Genomic DNA, 23,266 nt, shown 5'->3' with positions numbered 1-23,266 from the left:
CCCCGTCATCGTCTGCCTCCCCGGCCGCTCCGGCCCTGGAACTCCTCGAACCCTGGCACGTCGCCCTCGACGACCCGCCGCCAGGCGGCCCCGTACAGCTGCGGCACCGGCCGGTCGGGCACCACGTAGAGCGGCAGGTCCCACGGCAGCAGCGCCGTCTTCCAGCTCTCCGCCGGCAACCGCGGCGTCTTCTGCTCCAGCCAGCCGCCCGGCAGGAACAGCGAGCGGCCCGCCCGCGCGCGCTTGGCCTCCACCACCAGATCCGTGGCGGCCAGTTCGGCCCGCGCCTTCTTCAGCCGGGCCGGCTTCCATCCCGTCCACTCGGCCTGATGGCGGTCGGTGGGATCGGGCAGCGCGAGCAGCATCAGATAGAGCACGGCCGCGTCCTCGGAGAGCCCGAACCGCTCCGCCGCCTCGCCCACCAGCTCCGGCGCACCGAGCCGGGGGTCCTGCGGGTGACCCGGCGGGCCGTCCGCCGTGACCAGCTCCATGAACTCCGCGCTGAGCAGCGTCCGCAGCGCCCTCAGCTGCGGCGCCGCGCCCGCCGTCGCCGCCAGCAGTGTCAGATCCGGATGGTCGGGACCCCCCTCGCCCCGGCCCTGCCCGTCCGCCCCCTCCGCGGGCAGCACGGCCGAGGGCCGCACCCACACGGTGTCCCAGCGGTTTCCGTACCGCGAGGGCGTGAGTACCAGCGCCGGTGACAGCTCGAACAGGTCCTTGTCGCCCGCGCCACGCTCCGGCGCCAGACCACGGGCCTCGCGCAGCCGCCCGGACACCGGGTCATAGGCGGAGTCCCGGTCGACCCCCAGATGCAGCAGCAGGCCGGGGTCCGCCAGCCGCTCCCGCAGCATGCGCGCGGTGACCGGCAGGAACGCGCGCAGCGGGTCGCCGTACGGCAGCCGGTACGCGAGCCAGCGCAGCGCGTCGACCGTGGCGCGGAGCATGACCCCGGTCAGCAGCAGCCGAGGCTCCACCGGCTCCAACTCACCGTTCACCATGCGCTGTTCGGTGCGTCCGGTCAGCTCCAGTCGCCACTCGGGGTTGAGCGCGTCCAGCGCGGAGGTACCGCCGCCCAGCTCGGCCACCAGCCGCCTGATCAGCGGGGGCGGCAGGGGCCGTCGCCTGCCTCGCGCGGCGATCCATGCCTCCACCAGTGGATCCAGCGCGAACCCGGTGGTCCACAGCTCCTCCACCCGGTCAGGACCGTCGGGCAGCAGCAGCCCGCTGAAGGCCCGCCGCTCGCCGACGCTCAGCGTGTCGAGCAGGGAGAGCCCCACCTCCACCTCGGCGTTCTTGACGCCCAGCGCCTCCAGATACGCGGCGGGCAGCACGCCGTGGCCCCGATAGCCGCTCATCCCCGGCGAGCCGAGCTGGAGAAGGGCACCCGCGGTCGTGACGATCCCGACCCGCTCGGCGAACTCCACGGCCTGCTCTGGGCGGTACGGCAGCGGGCCGCGCTCCCGTATCAGCTCCAGGACCCGGCGCACCACCGGCGCGCGTACCGGATCGTCCGCCGCGCCCAGCACCTCGGACTCGATGAGCGCGCACCCGTCCCAGCCGCCGAAGGCCCCCGCCGGGTCGTACTCCACGCAGTGCCAGTAGCCGTCCTTGTCCTCGGACCGCAGCCGGCCGAGGATCACCAGCCGTCGTGCCCCCGCGTGCCGTATGTCACCGGCGAGCTCGCTCTCGTCGCTGCCGGGGATCCGCAGCTCCAAGGCGCGCAGCCGCCCGCGCGGATCGATCAGCAGCGCGTCACCGTCCGCCCCGACGGCCAGCGCCGCGTCGAGGAACTCCAGCAGCGCCGCCCGGTGTTCGTCCGAGGTGGCGGGTGAGGCGGCGCGCAGCGCGAGCGCCGCCATCCCGGTCCCGGCCAGCGTCACCCACCCCTGCCTCGTCCGTTCGAGCGGCGTGCGCCCGGGGACCGCGGCCGGTGCCAGCGCCTTCGGCAGCAGCCGCAGCTGTTCGAGGACCGTCGCCGTCTCGTTGGGCACGTAGTGGTAGAAGTACCGGTACGTCGACACGGCGAAGCCCTGGAACGCCTTGCCCAGAACGGTGTCGTGGGCGTGCAGGACCTTCCCCGCCACGCTCTCGGAGCCCGGCTCGCTCGCCGCGCGCTCGGCGAGCGTGGCGATCCGCCCGCTGTGCCGCGCCGCCTCGTCCACCAGCCCGGCCACACCCGCCACCAGCCCGGGGTGGGTGATGTCCGGCAGCAGTCGGCGCACCGCCGCCTCCGCCTCCGTCCCCTCGGCGACCGAGGTGAGCAGCGCCCGCGCGTCCGCGTCCGTCACCGCGCGCAGCGCGGCCGAACCCCGCTCGTCACGCGGCCGCAGCGCGTGCCAGTGCGCCAGCGGCGCCACCAGCGCGGTGCCCGCCGCGTACGCCCCGCCCCGGCCGCCGTCCTCGAAGCGCGCGACCCGCACGCCGTCGGCGTCGTACAGGGAGACCGACGCGCCGTAACCACGGCTCTCGCGCGGATACAGCGAGGCCCCGCCGGGCAGCCGCAGCGGCGGCACGGGAATGCCGTCGGAGAGATGCTCGACGCGGGCTCCGGCCGGCACCGGCACGGCGGGGCTCCGGCTTCCGTCCACCGAACAGGCGGTGAGCGTGCCCTCCTTGGGGTCGTACGTCACCCACCAGCCCAGCAGCCCGTCCTTCGTGCCGAACGGAGAGGACTCCAGACCGGGCTGTACGGGCAGCAGCCGGCAGGCCCGCTCCAGCAGCCGCACGCCGCCCCCGGCCAGGGCCGAGTCGAAGAACGCGGGGACCGAGACCCGGCCCCTGCGGGCCGATTCCGGGTCGTACTCCCACCACTGGTTCTCGTGGAGCACCCATACGGAGATGCCGTCCGAGGCGACCGGACGCCGCTCCGCCGCGAACGAGGTGTCGCCCGCGTACACCGGCCGCCCGCCGTAGCAGCGGCCGCCGTCGGGCAGCTCGAACGACGGCGTCTGGGCGTCCGTCCAGTGGTCGCCCAGCTCGCCCTTGGGCTGGAACACCTCGGCGGGACGGCCCGACCACACGGCCCGCCGGTCGTCGCCGTACCCGTTGGCGATCAGCCACTGGCCCCCGGCGTAACGGATCGTCATCGCGTCCCAGGAGTGGGCCGAGGCCGCCGGGGGAGTCAGCGGCCGCTGGTCGAGCACGGCCCTCGGCCCGACCGCCGCGACCTGCGCACCGACCCGGACGAGCAGGGCGGGCCAGGAGTCCCGCAGCTGGTACCACGCGTCGGCGCGGTAGCCGTACCGCTGTCCGGACGCCTCCACGTCGACCTTGCCGAGCCCCGGCAGCGCCTCCTCCAGCGCGGGCCAGCCCAGCTCGTCGAGAATGCCCGCCCGCAGGGTCCTGGCCAGGGCTGGAGCGGGCGAGACCGCCGTGATGCGGCGCACCGCCTCCGGGGCCGTCGCCAGTACGGACGGCGAGGAGAAGCGGCTCAGCCGCCGCAGCAGACCGTCCAGACCGGGCAGTCCGAAGGGCTGTGACAGATCGTCGGCACGGTCGGTCAGCCAGCCCACGAGCACGGTGCGCAGGGCGGGATGGTCCGCGATCCTGCCGAGCAGCTCCGCGGCGTCACCGCTGTCGGCCACCTCCTCCACGCCCGCGCGCAGCAGTTGCGTGAACCGGGGATCGGCGGTCAGCGCGACCAGATCCCCGCGCCCGTCGCGTTCATCCGTCAGCCAGTCGGCCAGATCGATCTTCGACGCGCCCTCCGAGGGGCCGACGACCGGTACGCCCCACGCGAGACACGCGTCGAGCAGATCCAGATCCGCCGTCATACGACGGCCGTAGCCCCTGAGCAGCCGTACCGGCGTGCCGTCGGCCACCAGCCGCTCCACCAGCCGTTCCACCAGGGTCAGTTCGGCTTCGAGACGCGGGGTGGTCCGCCAGCCGCGCTGCCGGTGCCCGGCCCAGGACGACAGCCACTCGGCGGCCGGAACCGTCCCGTCCAGCAGCAGTTCGACCGCCCCGCACCGGTCGAGCAGCGCCAGCCAGGACGCGTCGAACTCCTCGGGCCTGTCACCGCCGGTGGCGGGCAGCAGCGTCAGCAGGCGCTCCCGCACGGAGCGGTCCTCGGCCGCGACGGCGGCCAGGGCCGGCAGCGCGGTCTTCCAGAAGCTCCCCGCCGCGCGGTTCATCGGGCCGGTGTGGATGATCTCGGCGAGCAGCGACCGCTCCTCCGCGTCCGCGTCCAGCCCGGCGCCCTTCGCGAGGCGCCGCAGATCCTCCAGCATGCCCGCGTAGGGGGCGAGCCCGGCCGCGCACCGCTCCAGCGACACCGCCCTGAACTGTCCGTACGCCTCGGCCGCCGACAGCCGGACCGTCAGCGCCTTGGCGTGCTCGCGCAGCGCCTTGCCGGACAGCGCGCCCGCTCCGGCGAACTCCAGGAAGACTTCGCGCAACCGCTCCTCGTCCACCGCCAGCGCGTGCCGCTGCTCGGCCGCCCGCGCCTTGCCGAAGAACACCGAGGCCTGCTGCCGGGACTCGACGGCCAGGAAGAGCCGTGCCACCTGCTCGTAGTAGGTCGGCAGGAAATGCGGGACGGACCGGTCGAGCCGCTCGCCGATCTCGTCGAACCCCTCCTTCGCCAGCCCCGGCTTGGTGGCGACGAGTCGCGTGAGCCGCTCCATCTCCTTGACGACGGCCAGCGCGTGATGGCCGTTGGCGGGGTCGTTCACCAGCGCCCAGGCCGGGAAGCCCAGCGACCGCGGTTTCACCCGCCCGACCTCGGCGACCTCGGCGGCGCCGAACCCCAGATACTCCAGGGCGAGATCCTCGGCCGCCCCGATCGCACCGGGGACCAGCCGGACCACCGCGCGCTCGTCCAGCGCGGGATGGCCGTACGAACGCGCCGTCAGCCCATCGCCCCCGGCACCGCCGAGCGGCAGCACCGCGCCCGCTTCCAGCAGGTCTTTCTCCAGCCGCTCGCGCTCCGTAAGGCTCGCGTGCGCGGACGTCCCGGCCGTGGGCTTCCCGGCCGCGGACCCGTCTCCCGTGGACCCGTCTGCCATGGGCTTCCCGTCCGCCGTTGTCCCGGCCATGGACCCGTCCGCCGGTGTGCCGTCCACTGATGTTCCGTCCGCCGGTGTCCCGCCCAGGGGTCGCATGCCGCTCACAGCGCCTTCTCCTCGTCGCTCTCGACCACACGGCCCGCGTACACCAGCGCGGCCATCCGCTCGCCCTCCGACCAGGCGACCGGCCCCACTTCGGCGAGCGGCAGCCGCCGCCCCGCCGTGTCACGCCACTCCAGCGAGCCGGTCAGCGTCTCCGCTTCCGGGTAGTCGTCCCCCAGCCAGTACGCGGCCTCCAGCTGCCGGCCGTCCTCCACCAGCGGGCACACCGCCTGGCCGCCGCGCACGCGGTACCCGAGCGAGACCGCGCGGGCCGTGGCGTGCCGCAGCTGGGCGAACTTCCCGTCGGCGTACGCCCGCCAGTCCTGGGCCGTACCGCCCCCGCCCGTGTCGCCGGCCGGCTCCGGCCGCCGCCAGACCTCGCGGAACAACTGCTCGGCGCCCTGCTCGACCCCCAGCTCCGCCGCGAACTCCCGCAGCTCCGCCAGCTCTTCGAGCAGTACCGGATGCGGGATCAGTACCGTCTCCACCGCCGCCGCGCCCCACCACACCGAGTCACCGTCCAGATCGACGATTCCCAGCCCCCGCGCCGGATCGGCGTCCCGGAGAAATCCGGCACGTTCCGTGTCGGCAGAGCCGTCCGCCGCCACCGGTGCCACGACGAGATCCCGCAGCGCCGACTGCCAGGCCGCGTCCGGCCACACCCGGGCCAGCAGCGCCACCGGCACCGGCAGCGAGCGCACCAGCCAGGTGTCCACCTGCTCCCGGCACTCCCGTTCGTGCCGCTCCAGCCACTCGGCCAACTGCCGCAGCCGCACGACCTCCGCGTCGTCCCTGAGCTTCGGCGGCACCTGCTTCAGCGTGCGCCCCGCGGCGTTCCGGCACAGCACGCGCGTGCCGTCCAGCGCGACGGCATACCCGCCCGTTGTCTCGATCCAGCCCATGGCAGGACCCCTCCCCGACCTTCTGGTTCCGAACTGCCATCACAGTAAGTGAGGGGTCTGACAACGCCCCGCGCCGTCGGCGAGGTTGTGGAAAGACACCGTCACCACCGCGCAACCCCACGGCAATCAGGAACCGCCACGATCGGCGTATGACGCAGCCGGCACACCACCGCATGTCACCCCCACGACCCCCCATACGCCCACGGCCCCCCGCCCCGCCCGCGCGGGAGTTACCGGACGACGAGGGGCCGTTCCCCTTCGACACCGCGGGGCAGCTCCTCGCCCGGATCACCGAGCGACTCGGTCACCAGCTCAGCCATGTGGCACGGGACGGAACCCGCAGAGACACCTGCGGCGACAGGCCCGCCTGCCCCGGCCCCGCCCCCGCTCTCGCGACCACTTCCACTCCCGCCCCCGCGACCGCTCCCGCGTGTCGCGAGGCGACCGCTCCCGAGAGCCCCGCGGCGCCCGCCCCCGCGTACCCCGAGGCGTCCGGCGTTCACCCTTCGAGCACGGCCTTCATGACGCTCTTCGCGATCGGAGCGCCGAGCCTGCCGCCGGAGATGTCCGCACGGGAGATGTCCATGTCAGTGGGGTCGATGAAGACCGCGACCGCGACGGAGGCGTCGCCCTTCTGGCCGTAGGAGACGAACCAGCCGTACGGCACCTCCTTGCTGACATCGACCCCGCGCTGCGCGGTGCCGGTCTTCCCGCCGACCGTGACGCCGTCGATCAGCGCCCGCTTCGCGCTGCCCTCCTCGGCGGTGAACTCCATCATCTCCCGTACCTGTTCCGCGGTGTCCTCGGAGACGGCCCGGCTCTTCATGGCGGGCTCGTGCTTCTCCAGGGTGGAGAGATCGGGGCCGCGCAGCTCCTCCACGATGTAGGGCTGCATCAGCTTGCCGCCGTTCGCGAGGGCCGCCGTCACCATGGCCATCTGCATCGGGGTGCTGGTGAGACTGCCCTGGCCCATGCCCGTCAGCGCGGTCCCCGGCCGGTCGAGCTTCTCCGGGTAGAGGCTCTTGGTGGCCAGCATGTCCCCGAAGTCCTCGGAGTAGACGTCGGCGTTGAACCCGAACTTCTCCGCTGTCTCGCGCATCTTGGCCGCGCCGACCTTGGCCGCCGCGTCGAGGAAGACGTTGTTGCAGGAGTACTGCATGGCGGTCTTCAGCGAGGCCCTGTCGCACACCTCGTCGCCCGCCTCACTGCCGATCCTGTTGGTCGAGAGTGGCAGGGGATACGGGGAGACGGCGTCGGAAGGGGCGTCGATGTCCGTGATCACCCCGTGCTCCAGGGCCGCGGCGGCCGTCAGGATCTTGAACGTGGACCCGGGCGGATAGGTCTCCCGCAGCGCGCGGTTGGCCATCGGCTTGCTCTTGTCGGCGTCGAGCGCCTTGAACTTGTCGCCCTCCTTGAAGGACAGCCCCGCGAAGACGGAAGGGTCGTAGGAGGGCGTGGAGACGAGCGAGAGGACCTTGCCGGTCCGCGGATCGAGGGCGACGACCGCGCCCCGGGCGCCGAGGTCGGTCAGTCCCTTGTAGGCCGCCTTCTGTGCCTTCGCGTCGATGGTGGTGATCACATCACCGCCGCGTGGCTTCTCGCCGGTGAGGACGTCCAGGGCGCGCCCGAAGGCGAACCGGTCGTCCTGCCCGCTCAGCACCTCGTCGTACGTCTTCTCCAGCAGGGACATGCCCTGGGCCTGCGAGGCGTAGCCGGTGACGGGGGCGTACAGCGGCCCCTCGGTGAAGGTCCGGCGGTACGCGAACTCCGCGTCCGTGACCTCCCGCGAGCCGGTGACCGGCCGGTCTCCCACGATGATGTCCCCGCGCGGCTGCGAGAACTGCGCGATCTTCACCCGGCGGTTGTTCTCGTGGTTGGCGAGACTGTCGCTCTGGACGAACTGAAGCCAGTTGGCCCGCACCAGCAGGGCCAGTACGAGCACCCCGCAGAAGACGGCGATACGCCTCAGTGGCTTGTTCATCGAGCTCTCTCTCCTCTCCCACGCACCCGCGGGGTCGTCTCCACGCATGCGCACGTGGTCACACATTCGATCTTCCTGGTAAAGATGCGACGAATCACCCAGCGGTTCCGGCGAGTCGGCGACACCTGCCGCGAGACCCGCCGCGCGACGGACCGCGACGGCCCGAGACGGACCGCGAGTCACCGGCAGCCACGGGGAGCCACACCGGGAGCCCGCGCCCGTCACCCCCGCCCGTCACTCGCGCCGGTTACCTTCGGTGCATGACAGGCACCACGGGCACCACCACACCGCACCCCCCGGAACCAGCACATGGGTACGACGACGCGGCCACCGAGCGCTGGGCACCGGAACCCGACAAGCGTCCGGGCCGCACCGCGTTCCAGCGCGACCGCGCCCGCGTACTGCACTCCTCCGCGCTGCGCAGGCTCGCGGGCAAGACCCAGGTGGTGACCCCCGGATCCCGTGGCCAGGAGTGGGACGCCAGCCCCCGTACCCGGCTGACCCACTCACTGGAGTGCGCCCAGGTCGGCCGTGAGCTCGGCGCGGCCCTCGGCTGCGACCCGGATCTCGTCGAGGCCGCGTGTCTCTCCCACGACATGGGCCACCCGCCCTTCGGCCACAACGGCGAGCAGGCGCTCAACGACTTCGCCGCCGACTGCGGCGGCTTCGAGGGCAACGCCCAGTCCCTGAGGCTGCTGACCCGTATCGAGCCGAAACGTTTCGTACGGTCCGAGGCGGTGGCCCCGGCCCCGGCCACCCACGCGTCGGTGGCCGAGGGCGTCCGGACCGGAGCCGAGACCGGTGGTCCGGGCGATGGCGGCCTGATCAGCGTCGGCCTCAACCTCACCAGGGCCGCCCTGGACGCCGCGACCAAATACCCCTGGCCGCGCGGCGCGCACCCCACCGAGCCCGGCTCGGTGAAATTCGGTGTGTACGAGGACGATCTGCCGGTCTTCACCTGGGCCCGCAAGGGCGCGCCGGCGGAGCGCATCTGCTTCGAGGCGCAGGTCATGGACTGGTCCGACGATGTGGCCTACTGCGTCCACGACGTCGAGGACGGGCTGCACGCCGGCCATGTCGACCCCGCCGCGCTCACCTCCGCGTCCGAACGGAGCGCGATCTGGGAGGTGGCCATCGGCCGCTACGTACCGGCCGGCACGGACCCGCAGGAGTTGTCGGCCGCCCTCGACCGGCTGATGGCACAGGAGTGGTGGCCGCACTCCTATGACGGTTCCGCCGTCGCGCAGTCCCGGCTGAAGGACGCCACGAGCCAGCTCATCGGCCGGTTCTGCGAAGCCGCCGAGGGCGCCACCCGCCGGGCGTACGGTACGGGCCCGCTCACCCGGTACGCCGCCGAGCTGGTCGTGCCGCGCGAGGCCCGGTGCGAGTGCGCGGTCCTCAAGGCCGTCGCCGACCGCTATGTGATGCAGCGTGCCGAACAGGAGGTGCTCCGCGCCGACCAGCGGATCATCCTCGCCGAGCTGGCGGACGCGCTCACGGCCCGCGCACCCGAGGGGCTGGATCCGCAGTTCCGCGCGCTGTTCGACGCCGCCCGGGACGACCGGGCGCGCAAACGCGTCATCGTCGACCAGATCGCGTCGCTCACCGACGCGGCGGCCCGTTCCCTGCACGCGGGACTCACCGGCCGCCGCTCGGCATCGCTCTGATCCCGCTGCGTCCCGACGCGATCAGGCCGCGACACCGCTGAGTCCCGACGCGACCAGGCCGCGACACCGCTGAGCCCTGATTCCGCCCAGTCCTGACACCACTGCGCGATCACCGCTCACACGTGCGGCCCGCGCGGACCCGCCGGTGGTCCAATGAGTGGTGCTCCGATGGAGGTGGTGCAATGAATGGGTGACATGCGCCCCTCATGCCTCACGGCTCCTGATCATCGGTTGCACGAGAGTAGCCGGATCACAGCAGTGAGACATGCCCGTGGAGCGCTCCCTCTTTCGCCATCACGCTCCGTGCGGGACGCTCGCAGATGGCGGCAGCGCGAAGAGGAGGCATCAAGTGGTCGACGCACATCGGACATTTGTCATCGTCGGCGGCGGACTCGCCGGGGCCAAGGCGGCGGAAACCCTGCGCGCGGAAGGGTTTACCGGCCGGGTGATCCTCATCGGTGACGAGCGCGACCATCCTTACGAACGCCCGCCGTTGTCCAAGGGCTATCTGACCGGTTCCGAGGAGCGGGACAGCGTCTTCGTGCACGAGCCCGGGTGGTACGCCCAGGCCCAGGTGGAGCTGCATCTCGGCCAGACCGTCACCTCCATCGACCGGGACACCCGGTGCGTACATCTCGGCGACGGCGCCTCCGTACGGTACGACAAGCTGCTGCTGGCCACCGGCGCGGAACCGCGCCGCCTCGACATCCCCGGCACGGACCTGGCGGGCGTCCATCATCTGCGCCGCCTCGCGCACTCCGACCGGCTGCGCCAGGTGCTCGTCTCCCTCGGCCGCGACAACGGCCATCTGGTGATCGCGGGCGCGGGCTGGATCGGCCTTGAGGTCGCGGCGGCGGCCCGTGGCTACGGCGCCGAGGTCACCGTCATCGAGAGCGAGGAGACCCCGCTCCTGCGGGTCATCGGCCCCGAGCTGGGCCAGCTCTTCACCGATCTGCACGAGGAGCACGGCGTACGGTTCCACTTCGGTGTCCGGCTCACCGAGATCACCGGCCAGGACGGCATGGTCCTCTCGGCCCGTACGGACGACGGCGAGGACCACCCCGCCCACGACGTGCTCGCCGCGATCGGCGCCGCCCCGCGCACGGCTCTCGCCGAAGCCGCCGGCCTCGCTCTCGCCGACCGCGCGGACGGCGGCGGCATCGCCGTGGACGCCGCGCTGCGCACCTCCGACCCCGACATCTTCGCGGCCGGGGACGTGGCCGCCTTCCCGGTCTCCGGCTGGGGCGCCACGCCCGCCACCGACCGGGTACGCGTCGAGCACTGGGCCAACGCCCTCAACGGCGGCCCGGCCGCCGCCCGCGCCATGCTCGGCAAGGATGTCGTCTACGACCGGATCCCGTACTTCTTCTCCGATCAGTACGACCTCGGCCTTGAGTACTCCGGCTGGGCCCCGCCCGGCTCGTACGACCAGGTGGTCGTGCGGGGCGACGCCGGAAAGAGGGAGTTCTGCGCGTTCTGGCTGAAGGACCGCAGGGTGCTCGCCGGGATGAACGTGAACGTGTGGGACGTCACCGAGGACATTCAGCGCCTCATCCGTTCCGGGGCCCGGCAGGATCTGGACGCCCTCGCGGATCCGGGTGTTCCGCTCGGCTCGCTGAGCACCGACCCGGGCTGAGCACCCGGCCCGGTCATGACGGCCGTGGCGGACTCGGCGGACGCGGCTGAGCACCCGAGCCGGTCCCGGCGTACGCGGCGGCCGCGTACGGGACGGTCCGTGGGTGTCAGTACGTCCCCGTAGAATTCACGCGTGGCCGGCAGGATCAACGATGACGACGTGAAGGCGGTTCGGGACGCGGTCCCGATCGACGCCGTCGTGTCCGACTACCTCCAGCTGCGCAGCGCGGGCGGTGGCAACCTCAAAGGGCTCTGCCCGTTCCACGACGAGAAGTCCCCCTCCTTCCAGGTCAGTCCGAGCAAGGGTCTCTTCCACTGCTTCGGCTGCCAGGAGGGCGGGGACACCATCGCCTTCGTGATGAAGATCGACCATCTCTCCTTCTCCGAGACGGTCGAGCGGCTCGCCGCCAAGGCGGGCATCACCCTCCGCTACGAAGAGGGCGGATACAACCCGGCGAGCCAGCGCGGCGAGCGCACCCGCCTGGTCGAGGCGCACAAGATCGCCGCCGAGTTCTATGTCGAGCAGCTCTCAGGACCCGAGGCGGAGACCGGCCGTAAATTCCTCGCCGAGCGGGGTTTCGACCAGGCCGCGGCCGAGCATTTCGGCGTCGGTTACAGCCCCGTCGGCTGGGACCACCTCACCCGCTTTCTCCGCGGCAAGGGCTTCACCGACAAGGAGCTGCTGCTCTCGGGCCTCTCCCAGGACGGCCGCCGCGGCCCCATCGACCGCTTCCGCGGCCGGCTGATGTGGCCCATCCGCGACATCTCGGGCGAGGTCGTCGGCTTCGGCGCGCGCAAGCTGCGCGAGGACGACAACGGCCCGAAGTACCTCAACACCCCCGAGACGTCGATCTACAAGAAGTCCCAGGTGCTGTACGGCGTCGACCTGGCCAAGAAGGACATCGCCAAGGCCAGCCGCGCGGTGGTCGTCGAGGGATACACCGATGTGATGGCCTGTCATCTGGCCGGGGTCACCACCGCCATCGCCACCTGCGGCACGGCCTTCGGCGGCGACCACATCAAGATCCTCCGACGGCTGCTGATGGACAACGGCAGCGCCCGGGTGATCTTCACCTTCGACGGGGACGCGGCGGGCCAGAAGGCCGCGCTGCGCGCCTTCGAGGACGACCAGAAGTTCGCCGCCGAGACCTATATCGCCATCGCCCCCGACGGGATGGACCCGTGCGAGCTGCGGCTCGCCAAGGGAGACGAGGCCGTCCAGGACCTGGTGCACCCGCGTACGCCGCTCTTCGAGTTCGCGATCCGCCAGATCGTCTCCCGGTACGACCTGGAGACCCCGGCGGGCCGGGCGGCGGCGCTGGACGAGGCGGCGCCGATCGTCGCCCGGATCAAGAACGGCTCCTCGCAGCACGAGGTCGCGGTCCAGCTCGCCGGCATCCTCGGCATCCTCGACACCCAGTTCGTGGTCAAGCGCGTCGCGCAGATGGCGCGCTGGGCGCGCGACCGCGGCGGCCGGGGCCCGGCGCCCGCCCCCGAGCGCCGCTCGCAGCAGTCGCAGGCGTACGGGACGCAGGCCTCGCCGGGGCCCACGGGCCCCGCGCTCAACCTCCGCAGCCCCGCCCACCGCACCGAGCGCGAGCTGCTGAAGCTCGCCCTCCAGCGGCCCGAGCTGGTCTCCCCGGCCTTCGACGCCTATGGCGAGGACGAGTTCACGGCCCCGCCGTACGCCGCCGTGCGCCGCGCCATAGAGGACGCGGGCGGCGCCGAGCAGGGCCTGGAGTCCGCCCCCGAGTATCTGGCCAGGGTCCGCGACGCCGCGCCGAACGACGCCGTGCGCGCCATGGTCACCGAGCTCGCGGTGGAGGTCTTCCACGGCAAGACGATCGACGAGGTCTACGCGGGCCAGCAGCTCGTCCAGGTCAGGCTGCGCGCCGTCGACCGCCGCGTCCGCGACGTGACCGGCACGCTGACCCGGCTCGGCACGCAGTCCGATCCGGACCATTACGCGGCCGTCCAGAGGGAACTGTGGGTGCTTCAGCAGTACGGCCAGTCGCTGCGCAACGACGGCGCCGCCGCCCTGTAGAGGGCCTCCCGGGCTCCACGCGGTAACGGCGCGGTTACGTACAGGGCGCAAAAAGTCACCGCACGCCCCTCGTGGCAGCGATATGTCGTACCCCACACTGGGGTCGGTGCCTGAGTTCACCGGAGCGCGGCCGGCCTACCGACGGTGGGCGTCCCATCCCCGCGGATCCGCTCATCGTGTACGGGACGGAAGGCGGCCCGGCCGTCCTCGTCCCGCTGCCGTACGCCCCCGCCCCGAACCGGCAGCGATCACCTGGAGGTCGCCCCCCGTGCAGACCCAGACCCAGACCCTCTCCGAGACGTTAGCCGCGCCTCCTTCAGCGCCTCCTTCAGCGCCTCCTTCAGCGCCTCCCTCAGCGCCTCCTTCAGCGCCGCCACCGGCGCCCGCGCCCTCGCCCGCGTCCGCGCACGCCCCGTCCGCCGTGCCACCGCCGGCGCCCGCGCCCCCGGCCGGCCTCGCGCCCGCCGTCCCCTCGCAGAGCCGCGCCGCGCACCACCCCGAGAAGGCCGTCCCGGCGGCGGAGGCGGAGACCAGACCTCTCGCGCCTGCCGAAGAGCCCCTCACCGAGCACCCCGTGGAGGTGCCCCTCGTGCCCGAGCCCACGGGCCGGCCGGGCAGCCGTGCCGACACCGGCGGCCCCTCCTCCGATCTCTTCCGCCAGTATCTGCGGGAGATCGGGCGGATACCGCTGCTCACCGCCCTCGACGAAGTGGACCTCGCACGCCGGGTCGAAGCCGGCCTCTTCGCCGAGGAGAAGCTGAGCACCACCCCCGATCTGGACTCCCAGCTGGCCCTGGACCTCGACCGGCTGGTCGTGCTGGGCCGGATGGCCAAGCGCCGGCTCATCGAGGCGAATCTGCGGCTGGTCGTCTCCGTCGCCAAGCGCTACGTCGGCCGCGGACTGACCATGCTCGACCTCGTCCAGGAGGGAAACCTCGGCCTGATCAGGGCGGTCGAGAAGTTCGACTACGCCCGCGGCTACAAGTTCTCGACGTACGCGACCTGGTGGATCCGCCAGGCGATGTCCCGGGCGCTCGCCGACCAGGCGCGCACCATCCGCGTTCCGGTCCATGTGGTCGAGCTGATCAACCGCGTCGTACGCGTCCAGCGCAGACTCCTCCAGGAGCGCGGCTACGAGCCGACCCCCGAAGAGGTGGGCGCCCAGCTGGAGCTGGCTCCCGAACGGGTCAGGGAGGTGCTGCGGCTCTCCCTGGAGCCGGTCTCCCTGCACGCGCCCGTGGGGGAGGAGGAGGATGTCGCGCTCGGCGATCTGATCGAGGACGGCGACGCCGCGTCCCCCGTCGAATCGGCGGCCTTCCTGCTGCTGCGCCAGCATCTGGACGCCGTGCTCTCCACCCTCGGCGAGCGTGAGCGCAAGGTCGTCCAGCTGCGGTACGGACTGGCCGACGGCCGGCCCCGCACCCTGGAGGAGATCGGCCGCATCTTCGGCGTGACCCGCGAACGCATACGCCAGATCGAGTCCAAGACGCTCGGCAAACTCCGCGACCACGCCTACGCCGACCAGCTCCGCGGCTATCTGGACTGAGGCCGCGAGCGACGAGCCCAGGCCCCGTTCCCCTTATCCCGGAGCCCGCAGCCCGCAGCCCCGAGATCTGAAACGGGCGCCGCGCCCGTACCCACCCGAAGGCGGAAACGGACGCGGCGCCCGTGACACGTGACGCATGGCGCATCACGTCTGCCGACGACCCAACGGCCGCGCCGGTCAGTCCACTTCGGCGACCGCCTGCGCGAACTGGGCCGCGTACAGCCGCGCGTACGCGCCCTCCGCCGCCAGCAGCTCTTCGTGCGAGCCCTGTTCGACGATCGCGCCGTTCTCCATCACCAGGATCACGTCCGCGTCCCTGATCGTGGAGAGCCGGTGCGCGATCACAAAGCTCGTACGGCCGTGGGCCAGCCGCGCCATCGCCTTCTGGATCAGCACCTCGGTCCGGGTGTCCACCGAACTGGTCGCCTCGTCCAGCACCAGGATCACCGGGTCGGACAGGAACGCCCGCGCGATGGTGATCAGTTGCTTCTCACCGGCGCTGACCCCCGATCCCTCGTCGTCGATCACGGTGTCGTACCCGTCGGGGAGCGTACGGACGAACCGGTCGGCGTGGGCCGCCCGCGCCGCCTCCTCGATCTCCTCCCGGGTGATCTCGCGCGACGCGCCGTACGCGATGTTGTCCGCGATCGTGCCGCCGAAGAGCCATGTGTCCTGGAGGACCATGCCTATCCCGGACCGCAGTTCCGCACGCGACATCCGCGCCACGTCCGTGCCGTCCAGCGTGATCCGGCCGCCCGTGACCTCGTAGAACCGCATCAGCAGATTGACCAGCGTGGTCTTGCCCGCGCCCGTCGGTCCCACGATCGCGACCGTCTGCCCCGGCTCCACCGAGAGCGACAGATCGTCGATCAGCGGCTTGTCGGGCTCGTACCGGAACGACACATGCTCCAGGGCGACCCGGCCCCGCGGCTCGTGCAGCCGCTCCACCGCGGGCGCGTCGGGCTCCTGCTCCTCCGCGTCCAGCAGTTCGAAGATCCGCTCGGCCGAGGCGACACCCGACTGCACCAGGTTGGCCATCGACGCGACCTGCGTCAGCGGCATCGAGAACTGCCGCGAGTACTGGATGAACGCCTGCACATCACCGATCGACAGCGAGCCCGAGGCGACCCGCAGACCGCCGACGACCGCCACCAGCACATAGTTGAGATTGGAGACGAAGAGCATCAGCGGCTGCATGATCCCGCTGTTGAACTGCGCCTTGAATCCCGCCTCGTAGAGCTGGTCGTTCTGCTCGCGGAACGCCTCGGCCGACTCGTCCTGCCGCCCGAAGACCTTCACCAGGGCGTGCCCGGTGTACATCTCCTCGATATGCGCGTTCAGCGCGCCGGTGACCTTCCACTGCTGGACGAACTGCGGCTGCGACCGCTTGCCGACCTTCGCCGCCACCAGCACCGACAGCGGCACCGTCACCAGCGCGACCAGCGCCAGCAGCGGCGAGATCCAGAACATCATCACCAGCACACCGATGATCGTCAGCAGCGAGTTGATCAGCTGCCCCATCGTCTGCTGCATGGTCTGCGAGATGTTGTCGATGTCGTTCGTCGCCCGGCTCAGCACCTCACCGCGCGGCTGCTGGTCGAAGTACGACAGCGGCAGCCGCGACAGCTTCGCCTGGATCTCCTCCCGCATCCGGTACACCGTGTGGTTGATGACCCGGATGGAGAGCCGCGTCGACACCAGCATCAGCAGCCCGGCGGCGACATAGACCACCAGCACGATCAGCAGGACCTCGCCCACGGCGCCGAAGTCGATGCCCCGGCCCGGGGTGAAGTCCACCCCGGAGAGGAGATCGGCCGCTCCGTTGTCGCCCCTGGCCCGCAGCCCCTCGATGGTCTCCGCCTTGGAGACACCGCCTTGGGTCTGCCGGCCGACGACCCCCGCGAAGATGAGGTCCGTCGCCTGTCCGAGGATCTTCGGACCCACGACCGACAGCGCGACGCTCACCACTCCGGCGGCGAACATCCACCAGAGGGTGGTCCGCTCCACGGCCAGCAGCCTCAGCAGCCGCTTGCCCGAGCCCTTGAAGTCCATGGACCGCTGTGTGGGGCCCGCCATCATCATGCGTCCGCCAGGACCGCTCATCAGGCAGCCTCCGCCTCGGTCAGCTGGGAGAGCACGATCTCCCGGTATGTCTCGTTCTCCGCCATCAGTTCGTGATGGCGGCCCGACCCCACGATCCGCCCCTCGTCGAGCACCACGATGCGGTCCGCGTCACGGATGGTGGAGACCCGCTGGGCGACGATCACGACGGTCGCCTCCGCGGTCTCCCGCGCCAGCGCGCCGCGCAGCGCCGCGTCCGTGGCGTAGTCAAGCGCCGAGAACGAGTCGTCGAACAGATAGATCTCCGGCCGCTGGACCAGCGTCCGCGCGATCGCGAGCCGCTGCCGCTGCCCGCCGGAGACGTTCGTACCGCCCTGCGCGATCGGCGCGTTCAGCCCGCCCTCCAGGGCGGCGACGAACTCCCTGGCCTGAGCGACCCCCAGCGCGTGCCACAGCTCCTCGTCGGTCGCGTCCGGATTGCCGTAGCGCAGATTCGTCGCCACCGTCCCGGAGAACAGATACGGCTTCTGCGGTACGAGACTCACGGTCTTGGCCAGCAGCACCGGATCCAGCTCGCGCACGTCCTGCCCGTCGACGAGCACCTCCCCGCCGGTCGCGTCGAACAGCCTCGGTATGAGCCCGAGCAGCGTCGACTTCCCGCTGCCCGTCGACCCGATGACCGCGGTCGTCTCACCGGGCCGCGCCACCAGCGACACCTCGCGCAGGACGGGCTCCTCGGCACCGGGGAAGCGGAACTCCGCGCCCCGCACCTCCAGATGCCCGTGCCGGCGCAGCTCCCGCACCGGGTTCCGCGGCGGCACGACGCTCGAACGGGTGTCGAGCACCTCTTCTATGCGCTCGGCGCACACCTCGGCGCGCGGCACCATCATGAACATGAAGGTGGCCATCATCACGGCCATCACGATCTGCATCAGATACGCGAGGAACGCGGTCAGCGCGCCGATCTCCATCCCGCCGCTGTCGATCCGGTGCGCGCCGAACCAGACGACGGCGATCGACGACAGATTCACGACCGTCATCACGGTCGGGAACATCAGCGCCATCAGCCGGCCGGTCGACAGCGCGACATCGGTCAGCTCGGTGTTCGCGCCCCGGAAGCGGTCCTTCTCGTAGTCGTCCCGTACGAAGGCCCTGATCACGCGGTTGCCGGTGATCTGCTCGCGCAGTACCCGGTTCACGGTGTCCAGCCGGGTCTGCATCGTCCGGAACAGCGGCCGCATCTTCCTGACGATGAGGCTCACGGATATCCCGAGCAGCGGCACGACGGCCAGCAGCACCGACGACAGCGGGATGTCCTGGCCGAGCGCCAGCACGATGCCGCCGACGCACATGATCGGCGCGGACACCATCAGCGTGAACGACATCAGGACCAGCATCTGGACCTGCTGGACGTCATTGGTGGTGCGGGTGATCAGCGAGGGTGCGCCGAAGTGACCCACCTCACGGGCGGAGAAGCTCTGCACCCGCCCGAAAATGGCGGCCCGCACATCCCGGCCGAGGGCCGAGGCGGTCCGCGCGCCGTAGTACACGGCGCCGATGTTGCAGATCACCTGGACGACACTGACGGCGATCATGATGCCGCCGAACTCCAGGATGTAGCCCGAGTCCCCCTTCACGACACCGTTGTCGATGATGTCGGCGTTGAGGGTGGGCAGGTAGAGGGTGGCGCAGGTCTGCAGCAGCTGGAGCGCCACCAGCAGGGCTATCGGTCTCTTGTACGGGGCGAGATGGGCTCGCAGAAGTCTCAGCAGCACGCGCAGTCTCTCGGGGTCGGCTCGGGGTGAAGATCGCGAGAACGGGGATCAGCCCCCATTTTGCGGTACCGGCCCTGCTGAGCCCCAAGGGTTTATGGCCAAGGACGGGTCAAGAACGGGAGCGCGCTCCGGCCGCCCTGCGGGCGCGCGGACGTCGCACCGACGGCGCACGGCGGCGCACCGCCCCCGGGCGCCTCGCCGACCCGGCCCACCGGCCCCCGACCGGACCACCGGCCCCCGGACCCGGCCCACCGGCCTCCGCGCGGCCACCGGCCCTGACCTGCCGACCCGCCCCGTCAGCTCCCGTGACCGTGCCCGAACGCCCCGGGGTGGATCTGCTCCCGCGTCGCCGTGTACTGCTGCCGTACCGCCGTGCCCACCGCCGCGTCCTCACCCGGCTCGAACACCTGGGCCGCCGCGCCCTGCCAGGCCGGCGGGTTGTGCGGGGACAGCGACCCCTGCGAGACCCCGAGCGCCCAGGCCGCCTGCCGCGCCGCGCCGATCGCGGTGTAGTCGGCGGGCTGCGGTACGACGACCTGCGCCCCGAAGATCGCCGGAGCCAGGGCCTGTACGGCGGGCAGCTCGGCGGCGGCGCCCAGCAGGAACACCCGCCGCACCTCCACCCCTCGCCCGCGCAGCACGTCCATCGCGTCGGCGAGCGAGCAGAGCATCCCCTCGAACGCCGCCCGCGCCAGATGCTCCGGCTTCATCGACTCGCGCCGCAGTCCGGTCAGCGTGCCCGCCGTGTGCGGCAGCTGCGGGGTCCGCTCGCCCTCCAGATACGGCAGGAACACCAGCCCCGAGGAGCCCGGCGTGGACTTGAGCGCGAGCTCCGACAGCTCGGCCAGCTCCGCCGTACCCAGCAGCTCCGCCGTACCGCGCAGCGCCCTGACGGCGTTCAGCGTGTGCACGACGGGCAGATGCATCCCGGTGGCGTCCGCGAAGGAAGTGATCATTCCGGACGGGTCGGCCGCCGCCTCGTGATGGACGGCCATCACCGAACCCGACGCCCCCAGCGACACCACGGCGTCCCCGACCGCGACGCCCAGCCCGAACGCGGCGGCCATCGTCTCACCGGTCCCCGCCGAGATCAGCAGCCCCTCGGGAGTGGTCCCGGCGGCGTCCGCGGGGCCGAGCACCTCCGGCAGCGCGGCCTGGTGCCCGAGCGCCAGCTCCACCAGATCAGGCCGGTACGCACCGGTACGCGCGGACCAGTAGCCGGTCCCGGAGGCCCCGCCCCGGTCGGTCGTCCTGCGCGCGGGCCGCCCCAGCAGCTGCCAGACCAGCCAGTCGTGCGGCTGGAGCACCAGCGCGGTGCGCTGCGCCGCCTCGGGCTCGGTCCGCGCCAGCCAGCGCAGCTTGGCCACGAGCTGGCTCGACTGCGGTACGGATCCCACGGCCTCGGCCCAGGCGTGCCGCCCGCCCAGCGCGTCGACCAGATCGGCGGCGGCGACCTGCGCGCGTTTGTCGTTGCCGACCAGCGCGGGCCGTACGGGGTTGCCCTGCCTGTCCAGCGCCACCATGCCGTGCTGCTGCGCCGCGACCCCGATGGCCTGCACACCCTCCAGCAGCCCGCCCGACGCGGCCTCGCCGAGCGAGAGCAGCCAGGCCTGCGGATCGACCTCGGTGGCTTTGGGCTCGACCGGATGGGCCGCGTACCCCTGCCGCAGCACGGCACCTGTGTCCGCGTCGCAGACCACGACGCGTGTGAACCCGGACGAACTGTCCAACCCGGCGACTATTCCCATGCCACCCGATTCTGCCCCACGCGCGGCACGAGGCGCGCTGCCGGGACGCCCGGGTGTCCGGATCCGGGTCAGGTATTGCTCGTACCCCAGTCGTCCTGGCCGTTCTGACTCCGCTCGCGCAGGGAGCGCACACGCTGGGCGACGGAGTCCGGCAGCTTGTCGCCGACCATGCCGTTCACCGAGTGGTACGCCTTGCCCGCGATCTCGCGGCCGTTCTGCGCGGCGGACTCGGCCGCGTTGCGCACCGCCGGATTCTGCGACACCTGGCGGGCCGACTTCTTGAGCTGCTCGTAGCGCTCACGGCCGGCACGGGTCCCCAGGACGTATCCGCAAGCCAGTCCCGCGATGAATGTGAGGCGGTACCGCATGGCTGCCACCCTTCCCTCTCGGCGTCGCAGTCCCCAGCGTCAGCGTCGGACCGTCGTTCTGTGCTCTCCGCCTACCCCGTCGGGGCCCGGGATCACCCGGCGTACCCCGGGTCGATACCGATTGGCAAAGCACCCCCCTGCTTGCGCTAATGTATGTGTCGCAGCGAACGCGCGCCGCCCGGGAGGACCGGGGAGGGTACGTTCGATGCAGACGCAGCAATCCCCTGTAGCTCAATTGGCAGAGCAGCCGGCTGTTAACCGGCAGGTTACTGGTTCGAGTCCAGTCGGGGGAGCGCGATCCCCTGTAGCTCAATTGGCAGAGCATTCGGCTGTTAACCGGAGGGTTGCTGGTTCGAGTCCAGCCGGGGGAGCGGTAGTACGAAGAGGGTCCTTCGGGACCCTCTTTCGTGTGTTCGTGATCACTCCCCGATGCTCCGCCAACTGGGCGTCGCGCCCCTTTTGGGTACCTCTTACGGATCTACTCCGCGGTTCCTGGAACCGAGCGGCGCATGGCGAAGTCCTCATGGTCAGAGGATGCCGACCATCCGAGGCAGGAGATCGTATGAGCGGCTATGCTGCGGCAGACGGCGCGCACAAATGTGCGCGACGCGCCGTTAGGGGCGGTAGCTCAGCCGGTTAGAGCAGCGGACTCATAATCCGTCGGCCGTGGGTTCGAGTCCCACCCGCCCCACGCATGCTTCTCCCAGGAGAACCGTTTCTACACTGGGGAAACGGGTGAACGTAGGTCGCCACTCCCGCGTGGCGATCCCCGTTCATTCGTTCAGACCAAGATCCAGTGGACACACAGTGGACGCGGGGACGATTCAGCGGACAGAAGCGCCCTTACGCAGCCTTCCGACGGGTGTTCGGAGCCCGGCGGGCGGCCCGGGAGGCTGCGGGCGGCAGGCCCGTGGGCAGCGGCCAGCCGCCCACGCCCGGGGACTCCGAGCGGGCGACCGTGAAGCGCGGGAGCGAGAAGTCCGACCGCTGCCCCTCCGGGTAGCGGTCGTTGAAGTTCTCCACCCGCACCAGTTCCAGGTCGTTGGTGGTGCAGTGATCCCGTATCCACTTCACGGCCGCGTTGGCAGCGTCCTCCTGGCCCCGCCCGGCCAGGGTGATCATGCCGAGGAGAGCAGAGCCGGGCTGGGCCTGTGCTCCAACGGCCCAGGTGCCATCTGACTGTCGTGCCCCGTGGGCGAAGAAGACGGCGATGTTGTTCCGCCGGGCTGTTTCGGGGATCGACAGCGGGGTGCGCACGATAAAGGGGATGTCGCGGGGAACGACGGCCATAACCGATTCGGCCTCGGCCCGCATCATCTCGGGCAGCACGCTGGTGTAGGTGTCGGAGGTGATCTGGCGCGAGGAGTGCCCCAGCTTCTCCTGGACCCCCTTGATGTCGTGGCCTGCGAGCAGGGACAGGGTGGCGGCGAGGTGTCGCAGGTCGTGCAGGCGGACCGGAGGTAGGCCGGACAGCTCCACGAGGCGGGAGAAGCGTCGGGATATCCAGTCGGGGTGCAGCTCCTCACCGTTCTCGTGCGTCCACACCCGGCCGCTCTCGACGTAGGCCGTGCCCCACTCCTGGCGCTTCCGGTCCTGCTTGGTGCGGAAGCTGACGAGGTTGTCGCCGGACTCTTGCTCGCGCTTGATCCCCCAGGACAGAGCTGAGCTGAGGGTGTCGTTGATGCGGTGCGTGGTGGCGGCGGAGGTGGTCTTCCGTAGCCCCTTTCCGCCCTCGCGGAGTGCCGCGTTCGAGTCGAGGAAGGCTCGACGGGCGATGCGGCGTTTCTCCTTCTGCACGTCGAACTGGCCTCATCCAGGTGGAGTACGTGCGCTCCTGGCTCCAGCAGGTCCCTGGCGATGCTCCGGTGTGCTCCTTCCCCCCTTTCTACGGCGGCGGCTACGAGAAGCTGTACGAGCCGTACGAGCCCGTACTCGATGCGGCGGAGACGTCCCGGGCCGCGTACAAGATCGGCAACAGCGCGACGGCGCTCGGCGTGATCCTTGCGGTGTTCGAGCGGCATCTGTCCGAGCTGGCCGAGGGCTGGTTCGACGCGGCGTCCGGTGAACCGGTCCGGGCGGGGACGGCGCCGCTGGAGACGGTGTTCGGGGTTCGGGACGTGCCGGTGGCGACGGCGGCCGTCGTACGGGCGGCCATCGACCGGATGGTGCAGGACGGCACCGTGCCGGAAGACGCGCCCTGGCGTGCCCTGGATGTTCGCGCTGGCGCGACACCGTAAAGGGGCTTGTTGGCCAAGACGGACGGGTTCGCCGTGTGTCGTCTACCGGCGGGCCCCGGGGACCGCCGTGCTGGGTGTGGGCGCCACCAATGTGAGCGGTACGGGGCTCCCCGCATGGGAGGACGGGGCCTGGCTGCCGGGCAGGTGGCCGGGGAACCACTGGGATCGCGTGATCTCCCCGTGTCATGCTGGTC

Annotated in this window: 13 protein-coding genes and 3 tRNA genes; 8 read left to right on the top strand and 8 right to left on the bottom strand. The window is 71.5% G+C overall.

Annotated elements, in window-relative coordinates:
* Positions 1-5: 5 nt before the first annotated feature.
* The 3 genes from ACZ7LS_RS02565 to ACZ7LS_RS02555 form a co-directional block, all read right to left on the bottom strand.
* Positions 6-5,006: a hypothetical protein gene (locus ACZ7LS_RS02565; protein WP_385129938.1), complete on the bottom strand. Its 5,001-nt coding sequence runs from the start codon at positions 5,004-5,006 to the stop codon at positions 6-8.
* Positions 5,007-5,107: 101 nt separating this feature from the next.
* Entirely contained in the window at positions 5,108-6,010 is a 903-nt protein-coding gene (locus ACZ7LS_RS02560; protein WP_382518158.1) for a DUF4132 domain-containing protein, read from the bottom strand.
* A 499-nt stretch (positions 6,011-6,509) separates the two neighbouring features.
* Positions 6,510-7,991, bottom strand: coding sequence for a peptidoglycan D,D-transpeptidase FtsI family protein (locus tag ACZ7LS_RS02555; protein WP_382518161.1), 1,482 nt, complete (start codon positions 7,989-7,991; stop codon positions 6,510-6,512).
* 260 nt (positions 7,992-8,251) lie between these two features.
* On the opposite strand from ACZ7LS_RS02555, the gene ACZ7LS_RS02550 reads away from it, so the two are divergent.
* The 4 genes from ACZ7LS_RS02550 to ACZ7LS_RS02535 all read left to right on the top strand — a co-directional run bounded on the left by ACZ7LS_RS02550 (position 8,252) and on the right by ACZ7LS_RS02535 (position 14,883).
* Positions 8,252-9,658 (top strand): deoxyguanosinetriphosphate triphosphohydrolase, encoded by a 1,407-nt coding sequence (locus ACZ7LS_RS02550; RefSeq protein WP_385129941.1) that lies wholly within the window; start codon positions 8,252-8,254, stop codon positions 9,656-9,658.
* Between the two features lie 349 nt (positions 9,659-10,007).
* Entirely contained in the window at positions 10,008-11,294 is a 1,287-nt protein-coding gene (locus tag ACZ7LS_RS02545) for an NAD(P)/FAD-dependent oxidoreductase (protein ID WP_382518167.1), read from the top strand.
* 132 nt (positions 11,295-11,426) lie between these two features.
* The gene (gene dnaG / locus ACZ7LS_RS02540) at positions 11,427-13,337 is read left to right on the top strand and encodes a DNA primase (protein WP_382968072.1); all 1,911 of its coding nucleotides are present in this window, start codon (positions 11,427-11,429) and stop codon (positions 13,335-13,337) included.
* 421 nt (positions 13,338-13,758) lie between these two features.
* Positions 13,759-14,883 carry an RNA polymerase sigma factor gene (locus ACZ7LS_RS02535; RefSeq protein WP_385129944.1) on the top strand — a complete coding sequence of 375 codons (1,125 nt, stop codon included), beginning with the start codon at positions 13,759-13,761 and terminating at the stop codon, positions 14,881-14,883.
* Positions 14,884-15,060: 177 nt separating this feature from the next.
* Here ACZ7LS_RS02535 and ACZ7LS_RS02530 read toward each other — a convergent pair whose 3' ends face one another.
* From ACZ7LS_RS02530 to ACZ7LS_RS02515, 4 genes are all read right to left on the bottom strand, one after another.
* Positions 15,061-16,986 carry an ABC transporter ATP-binding protein gene (locus tag ACZ7LS_RS02530; protein ID WP_385129946.1) on the bottom strand — a complete coding sequence of 642 codons (1,926 nt, stop codon included), beginning with the start codon at positions 16,984-16,986 and terminating at the stop codon, positions 15,061-15,063.
* Positions 16,986-18,719: an ABC transporter ATP-binding protein gene (locus ACZ7LS_RS02525; protein ID WP_382518179.1), complete on the bottom strand. Its 1,734-nt coding sequence runs from the start codon at positions 18,717-18,719 to the stop codon at positions 16,986-16,988. Before ACZ7LS_RS02525 ends, ACZ7LS_RS02530 begins: the two co-directional genes overlap by 1 nt.
* Before the next feature lie 296 nt (positions 18,720-19,015).
* A complete protein-coding gene (locus tag ACZ7LS_RS02520; protein WP_382518182.1) occupies positions 19,016-20,467 on the bottom strand; it encodes an FGGY family carbohydrate kinase in 1,452 nt (483 codons plus the stop codon).
* A gap of 68 nt (positions 20,468-20,535) precedes the next feature.
* Positions 20,536-20,835, bottom strand: coding sequence for a YtxH domain-containing protein (locus ACZ7LS_RS02515; RefSeq protein ID WP_382518185.1), 300 nt, complete (start codon positions 20,833-20,835; stop codon positions 20,536-20,538).
* A gap of 220 nt (positions 20,836-21,055) precedes the next feature.
* Here ACZ7LS_RS02515 and ACZ7LS_RS02510 point away from each other — a divergent pair.
* The 3 genes from ACZ7LS_RS02510 to ACZ7LS_RS02500 all read left to right on the top strand — a co-directional run bounded on the left by ACZ7LS_RS02510 (position 21,056) and on the right by ACZ7LS_RS02500 (position 21,526).
* Positions 21,056-21,128, top strand: a tRNA-Asn gene (locus ACZ7LS_RS02510).
* Between the two features lie 5 nt (positions 21,129-21,133).
* Positions 21,134-21,206, top strand: a tRNA-Asn gene (locus ACZ7LS_RS02505).
* Between the two features lie 246 nt (positions 21,207-21,452).
* Positions 21,453-21,526, top strand: a tRNA-Ile gene (locus tag ACZ7LS_RS02500).
* A gap of 152 nt (positions 21,527-21,678) precedes the next feature.
* Here the strand turns inward: ACZ7LS_RS02500 and ACZ7LS_RS02495 are convergent.
* The gene (locus ACZ7LS_RS02495; RefSeq protein ID WP_385129949.1) at positions 21,679-22,632 is read right to left on the bottom strand and encodes a tyrosine-type recombinase/integrase; all 954 of its coding nucleotides are present in this window, start codon (positions 22,630-22,632) and stop codon (positions 21,679-21,681) included.
* Between the two features lie 29 nt (positions 22,633-22,661).
* Here ACZ7LS_RS02495 and ACZ7LS_RS02490 point away from each other — a divergent pair, with 29 nt between their 5' ends.
* Positions 22,662-23,072, top strand: a complete 411-nt coding sequence (locus tag ACZ7LS_RS02490; protein WP_471063494.1) for a putative antirestriction adenine methyltransferase — start codon at positions 22,662-22,664, stop codon at positions 23,070-23,072.
* Positions 23,073-23,266 lie beyond the last annotated feature (194 nt).

The organism is Streptomyces sp. NPDC039430, from assembly GCF_055639435.1.
The sequence above is the reverse complement of the archived record's forward strand: the minus strand, read 5'-3'. Positions and strand labels throughout refer to the sequence as shown.